The following is an 11,585-nucleotide window of genomic DNA, read 5'->3' on the forward strand; positions in this document are numbered from 1 at the left end:
GGCGAGTGCTATGCGCTGCCGCTGCCCCGCCGAAAGGCTCGCGCCCCGATAGCCGACGATGGTGTTGTACCCTTCGGGCAGCTTCTCCACGAAGCTGTACGCCTCGGCCAGCTTGGCCGCCCGCTCCACGTCGGCGATCGTCGCGTTCTCGCCGTAGGTGATGTTCTCGAAGATGCTACCGTCGACCAGTTCGAGATCCTGGCTGGCGACGGCGATCTGCCGCCGCCACTGAGAAGGATCTATCTGATCGAGCGGCACACCATCGATGAGAATGCGTCCCTCATCGGGCTCCACAAATCGGCACAGGAGATTGACGATCGTGGTCTTGCCAGCGCCCGAACGTCCGATGATTGCCGTCGAACGGCCGCTGCGGATTTCGAATCCCGCGGATTGCAGCACGACAGGGCGAGCCTCCGAGCCCGGATATCTGAAAGTCACCTGTTCGAATTTGATGCGCTCGCGCAAACCGTCGACCGGCTCCTGGCCCGTGGGTGGCCGCGGCTTGTCCGACGAATCCAGGAGCCACCGCACCTCTTCGAGCGATCCGCTCCAGCCCTGAATCTGACTCCAGGACATTTGCAGAGCCCGCATGTGCGGCTGCAGACGGTAGAGCAGCACGACAAAGGCGACGATCACCGGAAAGCTCACGCCGACAAACCAGGCGCTGACAACCGCCGCCAGGAAAAGAGCGGAATGGAGCACCTCGGTGAGTGGCGGCAAAGCGCCCTGGCGGCTCTGTAGGACGAAGCCGGCTCGGCGAACGGCGTCCGAAGCCGCAGCGAATACCGCCTTTTCGCGCTCTTCCTGACCGAACACGCGGATCAGTCGCCCGGCATGCACGAGATGAAGCATCCTGGCGGCGAGCTCGCTGTTGAAGGACGTCACCTCGCGGCTCGGGCCTTTGAGGGTGGCCGACAAGGCGGCATGCGCAAGTTGGACAAGGACGAGGCCAAGCGCGACGAACAGCGTCATCTGCCAGGACAGCAGCAGGAGAAACGCGAGCAGGATGACCGCCGCAGAGCCGTGTACCAGCGCCGCGAGCACCGTCTGTATCGCATCGGAAGCGCGCCATGACTCGTTGGAGATGATGTTGAGCAGCCGACCGGGACTTTGCTGCAGGAAGAATGGATAGCCTATCCTTAAGAGCTGGTCCGAGAGAGCGCTTCGGATTGCGTGGCTCGCCTTCCCGTAGATGAAGGTCGTCAGCAGTGTGTTCGCGAAAGCCAGAATGTTCTTGAGCGTAATCAGAGCAAGAACAGCGGCTGTGATCGCCAGCAACCTTTGACCGTCGTCGAGCCCCGCCCCCACCTGCTGGAAGGCCGCGGAGATCCCGTTCAATCCGGCGGCATCCTGACTTCCGGCAATAATACCCAGCATAGGGATGATGAGCCCGATGCCCGCGCCTTCGAGCGCGGCGCTGGCAAGCCCCAGAATCACGACGGCGGGAAGCAGGCGCATTTGCCGCCCCAGCGCGTCATGCAGTACCTGCAGGCCCGGCAATAGGAATCGCAACATGACGGCTCTCACCTCAATTTTGGCGCCGTCTGGTCAATCTGGCGCAGCTCTTGCGGCGGCGTCGGATTGGTCAGGGCGAGGCGCGCGAACCTTGCAGCGCCGAGCAGATTCATCGACACAATCGGCCAATGGGATAGCTGGAGTTCCGGATCGAACCTGGCGCCGCCAAGACTTTCTCCGCAAGCTGATCTGACGGTCCAGCAGAAGTGCCTGAGCAGCCATGGCGCCTTGAAGAGATGCTTCAGACAAAGACCACCATTGCCGAGGCTATAGCTGCGGTGAAGCTTTTCGATGGCTTCGCGGGCCTTCCGTCCGTGATGGTGGTAGACGGTCATGTCGGGGACGTATTCGACAGGGATATCGAGCTGAAAGGCGCGCACGAGATAGTCGGTATCCTCCGCCGATTGCAGGGGTGCGCCGGCCCCGAAACGCTCGTCGAAAGGCCCGACGAGCGTCGCCACGTCGCGGTGCATCGTCATGTTGCACCCGAGCACGAAACCGCCGGGATGGACGTCTCGGCTCAATCGCGCAGCAACGCTCGATCGCTTGATCGTGAATGGCAGATCCGACGTGTCGCCGAGTTCGACGCGACCGCCACGGATGACGCGCCGTTCACCATCAGCGTAATGCCGCTCGAGATCGCCGAGATAGCCGCCGTCGACTTCGCAGTCGTCATCGACGAAAACGAGAATCCGGCCGCGCGCCCGTGCCATTCCCGCATTGCGCGCGGCCGCAAGGCCCGGGCGCGGCTCGGCCACCAGCGTGATGGCGATGGGGGACGCCGCCGCTATTCGAACCAGCTCGTCGGGCGTCCCGTCTGTCGAGCCGTTGTCGACGACGACGAGTTCGCTCGTGACGGCGGCTCGTGCAAGACATGCGGTCTCGATCGATCGGATGCAGGCGGCAAGCGCCTGAACGCGATTGCGCGTACAGACGATGAAGCTCGCGAACGGCCGCAGCCGACCGGAAATTGAAGTGGTGGTGGTCGGCCGTGCGGCCGCTGCGCCGGGATGCTGCTGCGCTGTTGCAGAACGTTCTGGCGCCATCTCAGGCCAAGCCATTCTGATGAAGAACAGTCGCAGCGGGTACCGACTGCAGGTACCGCGCCAGCCAGTCCACCCGCCTCGTGGCGGCGAGCGAAACGCGGCTGCACCACGGCGCGCGTGCCCCCGCGAGCAAGCCGTATCGTTCGCGACGCCGGATCAGCCCCCATTTTCGGGTCCAGGTCAGGAACGCATGCGTCAGCTCCGGTCGCTCTTCGTCGGCTATGAGCTGATACAGAAAATAGAAGAAACACTGGGCCCCGTCTTCGTAGGCCCGGCGCACATCCGGCGGTCGAGAGGAAATTTGCCGTTCGAGCGCAAGGACAAATTCGGCAGCATTTCGAACCGTGTCCGATGTGACCGCTGCACCGATCTCGCCGAGGGCGCTCGTATCGCTGACAAGACGGTCCCGCTCGAGGTTTTCGGCCACGATCTTCAGATGCGTCTGGCGCATCTGGCGCTTGTGCTTGCTCGTGACGCTGTCGCCATGAATGCGATAGGCGACCAGTGCTTCATCGATCATCATTGCGGGGAAGCGATCTGTAATTCGTCTGAACAGATCGAAATCCTCCGCATGCACGTAGCTCGCGTCATAAACGAGCATCTCCTGCGGCATCACGTTTCGATTATAGATCACCGTCGAGTGCATGAAGATCGTGAAGAACCTCGACAATGTGCCGAGGCTTTCCGACCGATAGATCGGATTGGGCGTACCGCGGAGAAGGCGGTTACCGATCAGCGTGTCGATTCCCGTACCGCAAAGCGCGAGCTCGGGCCGTTTTTGGAACAGTGAAACCTGGCGGGAAAAGCGAGACGGATAGGAAACATCGTCGGCGTCCATCCTTGCAACAAGATCGCCCCTGGCAAGCACCAAGCCCTCGTTCAGCGTCGCGATAAGGCCGCGGTTTTCGCGCGAGACGATTTGGATGCGACCGTCATCTTTCCGATGCCGCTCCAGGATCTCCAGCGAACGATCCGTAGACCCGTCGTCTATGGCGATGATTTCCAGATGCCCGTAATCCTGACGCAGGATGCTTTCGAGCGCCGCGGGAAGATAGGGTTCCGCGTTGTAGACGGGCAGCAGGACAGAGACCAGTGGCGTGGGCATTGTTCAGCTCGCGTATTATTGAAGATCTGAAGTCTGAAGGAATTTGGCTTCGCGCAGATAAGCCGGGTACTCGCCGTCCCTTGTTCCGTGAATGGCTCCGATCCGATCGCCCGCGGTCGTGAAAGCAGGAACATCTTTCGGTAGCGTCGGGCGGACGTATGGGAAATGACGCTTCAGTGCGTTTAGCGGCTTTTCGAAGGCGATCCAGGAGATCGACGCGATCAGCAACGTGGCTGCGCCTGCAACCACGAACCGCCCAACGCCCTGCTCGGAGACATTGACCGGAATCCAGGGTTGAGCCTCGACGACCAACGCAAGCACAATCGCATGAAAAAGATAGACACCGTAGCTGATGCGCCCGAGAGCCGTCAGGGGTGGAAGCTCGGCCAGCTTGCCGAGATGGCCGTCTATCCCTCTCGAACAATTGCCCACCAGCATCGTCAGCGGCAAAAGGGGAAAAATTTCGAGCCCGATCCAGGCCAACCACTCCAGCATCGGCGTCAACGACACGGGCCTGAGCCAAAACAGGAAAACGGATGCACCCAGGAGCGGCATCCAACTCAATCTCGCCCAGTGAGACCAGGCAACGCTCTTCGATCGATAGACGGCCAATAGAGCGCCGGAGGCAAGCGCGTCCATTGACGCTGGCGGAAGCAGGTCGCGAGCCAGGGACGGTGTGCCCGTAAACGGCCAATAGAAACGGTAGGCGACGGAGCAGGCAATGACGCCGATGCAAATTCCCGCCATCGAGCGCCGCGGGGCGATCAGGACGATCAGCGGCCAGACGACATAGAACTGCTCTTCAATGCTCAGGCTCCAGGTGTGACAGAGGACCCACGGCGTCCACTCGCCCAGCATCGCGTACCAGAAATTCGAAAGGTAGAGCGCGTGCCACGCCAACACCTCCTTGGAGCTTTCCAGATCGATTAACCAGACAATGCCCAGGACGCCAAAATAAGGTGGAAAGATGCGCAGCGCCCGGCGTGCATAAAACGATTTCAGTGCCGTAGCCGGTTCGAAACTGGCATCTGCGCGCGCTTCGAGCAGCAGCCGCGTAATCAGGAAGCCACTCAGCACGAAGAACAGCCTTACGCCGATATGCCCCCAATAGGACCCATCGGCCGCGAAAAAATGTCCGTACAGCACCATGGTGACAGCGATGGCACGTAGCCCATCCAACTGCCGGTCGCGTGCAATCCGCATCGAACATCCCCCTCCGAGTTCAAATCTTTGCGGGATACTCTCCTGGTGGCACCAGCTCCCTACGCAATTATGATTTTTTTCGCCGGTTTCGGTGATGGCCCTGTCGCAAGAGCCCGTGATTTTAAGCAGGTAAACAAATAGTTAAGGGGCGGTGCAGGCGACTGTAGAAGCGAATAGGGCTAAACTTTGGCAGGGCGGCACCAAGGATAACGCATCGACCGGCGAGAAATCCGCAGTGTGTCGCGACAGCAATACCCCTCGAACGTCCAGTTAGACCTCAGATCGAGGGCAATCGCGGCGATTTTAGTTGCAAAAATTTCGGCAATACAGCCAGGAAGCGGCAGGCCGGATGGAAAGATTTTAATTTAACTTTTCCTCGTAAGTCTCGGCTGAACCAATTAAAACGTCGGCGGCGTATTGATCCACAGCAGAACGGTCTCACCGTCGTGGCGATTGGACCAGGCATGCCGGCGCCGGCTCTCGAAATAGAGCGAGTCGCCTGGATGCAGATCGTAGAACTGATCGGAGTCCAATATGAATTCGACGCGGCCGGAAAGCACATAGACGAATTCCTCGCCATCGTGGCGATATGCGCCCTCGCTCGACGCGCCCGGTTCCAGCACGAAGCGATGGCAATCCATCTGGTTCTTGCCTTCGGCGAGCAATTGGACTGTCACGCCCGGCGTCGTGCGCGGCCAGTTGCGCCACTCGCCGGCCCTGACGAGCGCGCGCGCCTCAGGCTCCTCTTCCCCGGAGAGGCTGGAAACCGTCGTACCGAAATATTCCGCAAGATTATGGAGAACGGCGACAGAGACACCCTGCGAGGTCCGCTCCAAGGTGGAAAGCACCGATGCCGCGATGCCTATATCGCTTGCCACCTGCTCCAGCGTCTTGCCCGCGGCATGTCTGAGGCTCCGCAATTTCCGGCCGACCTGGAGATCGACGTTGCTTTCCGGTGCCACAGCCGAACTGGCATCGTCATTCGCGCCCTCTGCTTCCAAGGCTTCGCGAATGGCGGCGGGGTTCAGGCCGCGCTCGGCACGAAACCAGGAAATGCGTTTCAGCCGCGCGAGGTCTGCCTCGGTATATTGCCGATGCCCCGTGGCAGATCGCTCCGGCACGACGAGCCCCTGCGTTTCCCACAACCGCAGCGTGGACGGCGACACACCGGCCAGCCTTGCTGCCTCGGCGACCTTGTAGCGTACATTGCCGGTCCCGCTCATCGACCCTCTCTCTGGCATCGCAGCTCGCAGCGATTCCAAGCCATCGGCGCTGCCGGCAATCTAGCCGCCGGGCGCATGGATTTACAAGAAGCGCCCATCAGTGGACGTGTTGTCTCGATCAGCAAATTTGATTTGCAATCGATCGGAAAAGATGTACCACTTCCGGAGAAAAGTTGCAGAAAAAATGCAACATATTACTTCTCTAACGGGACAACGACGATGACCAGCCTCACCGATCGCAAGAATGCAGCCATTTCCCGCGGTGTCGGGATGACCACGCAGATCTACGCTGACCGCGCCGAAAATGCAGAGATCTGGGACAAGGAAGGCAACCGCTACATCGACTTCGCCTCGGGCATCGCCGTCGTCAACACCGGTCATCGCCACCCGAAGGTGATTGCGGCCGTCAAAGCCCAGCTCGACCGCTTCACCCACACCTGCCACCAGGTCGTGCCTTACGAGAATTACGTCCATCTCGCCGAGCGCCTGAACGCGCTCGCCCCCGGCAAGTTCGCCAAGAAGACGATCTTCGTGACGACCGGCGCCGAGGCAGTCGAAAACGCGGTGAAGATCGCCCGCGCCGCAACCGGTCGACAGGCCATCGTCGCCTTCGGCGGCGGCTTCCACGGGCGCACCTTCATGGGCATGGCGCTGACCGGCAAGGTCGTGCCGTATAAGGTCGGCTTCGGCGCGATGCCGGCGGACGTGTTCCATGCGCCCTTCCCGATCCAACTGCACGGCGTCAGCGTCGAGCAGTCGCTGGCAGCGCTGAAGAAACTCTTCGCGGCCGACGTCGATCCGGCCCGCGTCGCTGCAATCATCATCGAACCGGTGCAGGGCGAAGGCGGATTCTATCCTGTCCCGACCGCTTTCATGAAGGCGCTCCGCGAGATTTGCGACCAGCACGGCATCCTGCTGATCGCCGATGAGGTTCAAACCGGCTTTGCTCGCACCGGCAAGCTGTTCGCCATGGAGCACCACGACGTAGCTCCGGACCTGATGACGATGGCGAAGAGTCTTGCCGGTGGCTTCCCGCTTGCCGCCGTAACCGGCCGCGCGGAAATCATGGACGCTCCCGGACCGGGTGGCCTCGGCGGCACCTATGGCGGCAACCCGCTCGGCATCGCCGCCGCCCACGCGGTTCTTGACGTTATCGCCGAGGAAAAGCTGTGCGAGCGCGCGGACCAGCTTGGGGCTCGCCTGAAGCAGCGTCTCGCTGCAATCCGCGAAAAGGCGCCGGAGATCGTCGATATTCGCGGTCCGGGCTTCATGAACGCGGTCGAATTCAACGACGTGAAAACCAATCTGCCGAGCGCCGATTTCGCCAACAGGGTCCGCCTCATTGCATTGGAAAAGGGCCTGATCCTTTTGACCTGCGGTGTGCACGGCAACGTCATCCGCTTCCTGGCGCCGATCACGATCCAGGACGAGGTCTTCGCGGAAGCACTCGATATCCTCGAAACGTCGATCCTCGAAGCGCGCGGTTGACCTCACCCCGAGCGCCCGCTATCGCGGGCGTCCGGCCAACGATCCGGCTCGGGGCGCGCGACCGGCGCTCCGCAGAAAACGAAGCGAGGCTCGGCCCGACCGCGGCAGGCCTCGCCGGAGGATGCGCTATGGGATTGACAGCCGCACTTACCAAGCACCTTCGCGCGGGCGAGCTGTTTGCCGCGCTGGAAAGTGTAACCCGCCCTTCCGCCAAGTGGACCGGCACGACATTCGACGTCTTCAATCCGTCGACCGGAGAATTGCTCGCAACGCTGCCCGACATGGGAGTCGACGAGGCGCATGCCGCGATCGATGCTGCGGCCGAGGCGCAGAGCCTCTGGGCCGCCAAGCCGGCGAAAGACCGAAGCACGATCCTGCGTCGCTGGCATGATCTGATCGTCGAGCATGTCGATGATCTCGCCGCCATTCTCACCGCCGAAATGGGCAAACCGCTAGCCGAAGCGAAAGGCGAGGTTCTTCACGCGGCATCCTATGTCGAGTGGTATGCAGAGGAAGCCAAGCGCATCTATGGCGAAACCTTCCCAGCACCAGCCAACGACCGCCGCATGCTCGTCATCAAGCAGCCCGTCGGCGTCGTCGGCACCATCACGCCCTGGAACTTCCCGGCCTCCATGGTGGCGCGCAAAATCTCGCCGGCGCTCGCCGCCGGCTGCGCGGTTCTGCTAAAGCCCGCGGAACAGACGCCACTCGTGGCCGGCGCGATGTTCGTGCTTGCGGAAAAGGCCGGCTTTCCGAAAGGCGTCGTCAACCTGCTTTACGCCGCTGAAGGCGCCCCGATCGGCCGCGAACTCTGCAGCAATCCCAAGGTTCGCAAGATCAGCTTCACCGGCTCCACCGAGGTCGGACGGCTCCTGATGCGGCAATGTTCCGACCAGATCAAGAAAGTCAGCCTCGAACTCGGCGGCAACGCGCCCTTCATCGTTTTCGACGACGCCGATATTGACGAGGCGGTCGACGGCGCCGTGCAGGCCAAGTTCCGCAATGCCGGCCAGACCTGCGTTTCGGCCAATCGCATCTATGTGCAATCCGCCGTACACGACGCCTTCGCTGGAAAATTTGTTGCCCGGGTGCGTGAACTCACTGTCGGCGACGGGTTTTCTGCCGGAGTCGCGATCGGGCCTATGATCGACAGCCATGCGATCGAGAAAATCGAGGCGCATGTCGCCGATGCCTTGGCCAAGGGCGGAGAAGTACGATGCGGCGGCAGGCGGATCGGCACCAACGGCACATTCTTCGAGCCGACGGTTCTGACCGGCATTTCACATGCTATGCGTGTCGCCCAGGAGGAGACCTTCGGTCCGATCGCGCCGATCATCCGTTTCGAAACGGCCGAGCAGGTGGTGGCCGAAGCCAACGACACGATCTATGGCCTCGCCGCCTATTTCTACGCTGAGAACCTGAAGCGCGTCTGGCATGTGGCCGAAGCGCTCGAATATGGCATGGTCGGCATCAATACCGGGCGGATGTCTTCGGAAGCGGCGCCCTTCGGCGGCATCAAGCAGTCCGGCATCGGCCGGGAAGGCTCCCGCCACGGTCTCGAGGACTATCTGGAGATGAAGTATCTCTGCATGGGCAACATCTGAGCAAACAGCAGCCTGGCCAAATCAGGCCGCATGCTTATTGACGAGCGCAAGCGTATGGCGCGCGATCATCAGTTCCTCGTCGGTCGGCATAACGTGCAGGGCAACGCGGCTTTTAGCCGTTGAGATCAATGCGGCGCCCGCCTCGTTCGCCGACGGATCGAGCTCCGCCCCGACCCAGCGGAGGCCTTCGACGATTCGTGCTCGGATCGGGGCAGAGTTCTCGCCTACGCCTGCCGTGAAGACGAAGGCATCGACCCCTCCCAGCGCCGCCGCGAGCATCCCCGTATTGAGCACACACCGATAAACGAAATGAGCGACGGCGAGCGCGGTATTCGGGTCGGCGCTCGCCAGAAGTTCGCGCATGTCGCTCGACAGACCGGACAACCCCTTGAGCCCGGCGTCATGGTAGAGCAGGTCCGACACTTTCTCGGCGCTCATGCCCTTATGGGTGATCAGATAGAGGACGACGCCCGGATCGAGCTGACCCGGCCGGGTTCCCATCGGCAGACCGTCGAGGGCGGTGAAGCCCATCGTGCTCTCGATGCTGCGACCGTCTCGCAGCGCGCACATCGAAGCACCGCTGCCGAGGTGGGCGACGATGACGCGGGCTGCTTTCGGCGCTACCTCCCGCAGCCGCTCGGCGACGTATTCGTATGAAAGTCCGTGAAAGCCGTAGCGCCGAATGCCCTGATCATAGAAGTCCCTTGGCAGGGCGTAGCAATCAGTGTGCTCGGCGTGGCCACGGTGAAAGGCAGTGTCGAAGCAGGCGACCTGCGGCACATCCGGGTTGATCTCCATCGCCAGCCGGATCGGTGCCAGGTTGTTCGGCTGATGCAGAGGAGCAAGGTCCTGATAGCTTGCCAGCCGGTCCAATACCGTTGCATCAATCAGGACCGGCCGCGCGTAGTCCGGGCCGCCATGCACGACCCGGTGGCCGATCGCGCGCAGATCGAAGCCGTCCAGCGTCGAGAGCCAGCGTCTAGCCTCGGCAATGGCGGTCGGAAGGTCGCGGACATCGGCCGCGTCATAGGTCCGATCGATGAGCTGGCTGCCGTCGCCCGCAATCGCCCGCAGACGCGGCCGCGTCCCGATGGCGTCGATCTTCCCCCGAATATGGCGCTTCAGGTCCGTGTCGACGATGCCGAAGACCTGGAACTTCAGGCTCGATGAGCCGGCGTTGATGACGAGGATCGCGTCCATGGCGCTATACCGCTATCACCTGCGCCGCTCGTCGCCGCGCCGCATAGAGCGCGGCGACGGCGCAGGAAGCGAGGCGGGTGCGGATCGAGTCCGCTCGCGAGGTGAGCACTATCGGCACACGTGCGCCAAGGACGATGCCGGCGGCGTCGGCATGGGTGAGAAAAGTCAGGTTCTTGGCGAGCATGTTCCCGGCTTCGAGATCCGGCACGACGAGGATTTGAGCGCGGCCGGCCACCGGCGAATTGATACTCTTGATGCGCGCCGATTCCGGATCGATCGCATTGTCGAATGCGAGTGGCCCTTCAAGCAGGCCGCCCGTGATCTGGCCGCGTTCCGCCATCTTGCAAAGCGCGGCGGCCTCGATCGTCGAAGGAATCTTGGTCGTCACGGTCTCCACCGCCGAAAGAATGGCGACGCGCGGCTCGCCGAGGCCGATGGTGACCCACAAATCTATCGCGTTCTGGACGATGTCGCGCTTGGCTTCGAGGTTCGGAAAGATGTTGATCGCGGCGTCAGTGATAAAGAGCGTGTCGGCGTGGCCGGGGACGTCCATCACGAAGACGTGGCTGATCCGCCGCTCGGTTCGAAGACCGGTGGCGGAGGCGGCGACTTCATGCATCAGTTCGTCGGTATGCAAGCTGCCCTTCATCAGGAGCTCGCCCCTGCCTTCGCGGATCAGTGCGACGGCCTTGGCGGCTGCAGCGTGGCTGTGCGGCACATCGACGATCTCCCGCCGGCCGAGATCGAGCCGGTGTTCCGCCGCCACTTTGCGGATCTTGGCTTCCGGTCCGACCAATACCGGCACGATAAGCCCGATGTCTGCGGCTTCAATCGCGCCGCGCAGCGAGGTTTCGTCGCAAGGATGCGCGACGACAGTGGCTGCCGGCTTCTCGGCCTGCGCGGCGGCGATCAACCGGTCGTATTTGGACGGCTGGGCCGTTAACGCGGTCACCTCGGACATTCCGGAACTCCTTCGCCGACCAGAAGGCGTTGCGGTGCCTCCTTCCATCGAGCTTCAGCGATGGGGCCACTCCTTGTCGCGACCAAGACCGGCCGCTTCCCTGATTGCCGATAAAAGCAACGCGGCCTCTGGAGCGTTGATTTGCGTCAAAGAAGAAGGCGGCGCGGCAGCGGCATTCGAAGCGGCAGAGCCCGCTGCGCTTCACAGGGTCGGCCTCTATCAGCTCAGGCAGGATTGCAC

The 11,585-nt window shown here is 62.0% G+C and carries 9 protein-coding genes; 2 read left to right on the forward strand and 7 right to left on the reverse strand.

What is annotated here, in order from left to right:
- From QN219_RS17550 to QN219_RS17570, 5 genes are all read right to left on the reverse strand, one after another.
- Positions 1-1,515 (reverse strand): ABC transporter ATP-binding protein (locus QN219_RS17550; RefSeq protein ID WP_284001035.1); only part of this gene is annotated, 1,515 nt, incomplete at its 3' end.
- 8 nt (positions 1,516-1,523) lie between these two features.
- Entirely contained in the window at positions 1,524-2,561 is a 1,038-nt protein-coding gene (locus tag QN219_RS17555; RefSeq protein WP_284001037.1) for a glycosyltransferase family 2 protein, read from the reverse strand.
- Between the two features lies 1 nt (position 2,562).
- Positions 2,563-3,666: a glycosyltransferase family 2 protein gene (locus tag QN219_RS17560; protein ID WP_284001039.1), complete on the reverse strand. Its 1,104-nt coding sequence runs from the start codon at positions 3,664-3,666 to the stop codon at positions 2,563-2,565.
- Between the two features lie 15 nt (positions 3,667-3,681).
- Complete coding sequence (locus QN219_RS17565) at positions 3,682-4,869, reverse strand: acyltransferase (protein ID WP_284001040.1); 1,188 nt, start codon at positions 4,867-4,869, stop codon at positions 3,682-3,684.
- Between the two features lie 398 nt (positions 4,870-5,267).
- A complete protein-coding gene (locus tag QN219_RS17570) occupies positions 5,268-6,092 on the reverse strand; it encodes a MerR family transcriptional regulator (RefSeq protein WP_284001042.1) in 825 nt (274 codons plus the stop codon).
- 219 nt (positions 6,093-6,311) lie between these two features.
- On the opposite strand from QN219_RS17570, the gene QN219_RS17575 reads away from it, so the two are divergent.
- Together QN219_RS17575 and QN219_RS17580 are read left to right on the forward strand one after the other, a co-directional pair.
- Entirely contained in the window at positions 6,312-7,580 is a 1,269-nt protein-coding gene (locus QN219_RS17575; RefSeq protein WP_284001043.1) for a 4-aminobutyrate--2-oxoglutarate transaminase, read from the forward strand.
- Between the two features lie 128 nt (positions 7,581-7,708).
- Complete coding sequence (locus QN219_RS17580) at positions 7,709-9,184, forward strand: NAD-dependent succinate-semialdehyde dehydrogenase (protein WP_284001044.1); 1,476 nt, start codon at positions 7,709-7,711, stop codon at positions 9,182-9,184.
- 21 nt (positions 9,185-9,205) lie between these two features.
- Here QN219_RS17580 and QN219_RS17585 read toward each other — a convergent pair whose 3' ends face one another.
- Positions 9,206-10,384, reverse strand: a complete 1,179-nt coding sequence (locus QN219_RS17585) for an acetate/propionate family kinase (RefSeq protein ID WP_284001046.1) — start codon at positions 10,382-10,384, stop codon at positions 9,206-9,208.
- 4 nt (positions 10,385-10,388) lie between these two features.
- Positions 10,389-11,345 carry a phosphate acetyltransferase gene (locus QN219_RS17590; protein ID WP_284001048.1) on the reverse strand — a complete coding sequence of 319 codons (957 nt, stop codon included), beginning with the start codon at positions 11,343-11,345 and terminating at the stop codon, positions 10,389-10,391.
- Between the last annotated feature and the right edge of the window lie 240 nt (positions 11,346-11,585).

Source organism: Sinorhizobium sp. 8-89 (assembly GCF_030124325.1).
Classification (GTDB): Bacteria; Pseudomonadota; Alphaproteobacteria; order Rhizobiales; family Rhizobiaceae; genus Sinorhizobium.

Excerpts from the sequence above, each read along its gene's own strand:
- QN219_RS17575 (WP_284001043.1), top strand. The coding sequence starts at position 6,312 with ATGACCAGCCTCACCGATCGCAAGAATGCAGCCATTTCCCGCGGTGTC.
- QN219_RS17560 (WP_284001039.1), bottom strand. The coding sequence starts at position 3,666 with ATGCCCACGCCACTGGTCTCTGTCCTGCTGCCCGTCTACAACGCGGAA.
- QN219_RS17555 (WP_284001037.1), bottom strand. The coding sequence starts at position 2,561 with ATGGCGCCAGAACGTTCTGCAACAGCGCAGCAGCATCCCGGCGCAGCG.
- QN219_RS17570 (WP_284001042.1), bottom strand. The coding sequence starts at position 6,092 with ATGAGCGGGACCGGCAATGTACGCTACAAGGTCGCCGAGGCAGCAAGG.
- QN219_RS17580 (WP_284001044.1), top strand. The coding sequence starts at position 7,709 with ATGGGATTGACAGCCGCACTTACCAAGCACCTTCGCGCGGGCGAGCTG.
- QN219_RS17590 (WP_284001048.1), bottom strand. The coding sequence starts at position 11,345 with ATGTCCGAGGTGACCGCGTTAACGGCCCAGCCGTCCAAATACGACCGG.
- QN219_RS17565 (WP_284001040.1), bottom strand. The coding sequence starts at position 4,869 with ATGCGGATTGCACGCGACCGGCAGTTGGATGGGCTACGTGCCATCGCT.
- QN219_RS17585 (WP_284001046.1), bottom strand. The coding sequence starts at position 10,384 with ATGGACGCGATCCTCGTCATCAACGCCGGCTCATCGAGCCTGAAGTTC.